Origin of the sequence: Neoluteolibacter marinus, assembly GCF_014904755.1 — a bacterium.
In the GTDB taxonomy this organism is placed as follows: Bacteria; Verrucomicrobiota; Verrucomicrobiia; order Verrucomicrobiales; family Akkermansiaceae; genus Haloferula; species Haloferula marina.
This window is the reverse complement of the sequence record NZ_JACZFQ010000267.1, coordinates 1-274: the sequence shown is the minus strand read 5'-3', so window position 1 is coordinate 274 and position 274 is coordinate 1. Positions and strand designations below refer to the sequence as shown.

Genomic DNA, 274 nt, shown 5'->3' with positions numbered 1-274 from the left:
CCCGGCGTTGCCGGGGGCTGCGTGCACCTCCCTCACGGCCGGATCTCGCAGGAGGGTGCGGACGATGGCGTGCTCTCGACCGCCTGAGCCGATGACCAGAATCTTCACGGGGCCAGCCTAGTGCCCACCCGGGACCGGGTGCGCGGGCCCGCCCATGCCCGATACTGGGGCCATGACGATGCAGAATCCGAGTCCCGACGAGACCTTCGCCGCCTCCTCCGCCGTGGAGATCGCCCGCCTGCGGCGCAGCGGCTTCGTGGAGACCCGCCATATC

Annotated in this window: 1 protein-coding gene; it reads right to left on the bottom strand. The window is 71.2% G+C overall.

The genetic code is table 11. The features are described from left to right. A partial coding sequence (locus tag IG178_RS26310) for a phosphoribosylamine--glycine ligase N-terminal domain-containing protein (protein WP_193215249.1) occupies positions 1-108 on the bottom strand: 108 nt, incomplete at its 3' end. Between the last annotated feature and the right edge of the window lie 166 nt (positions 109-274).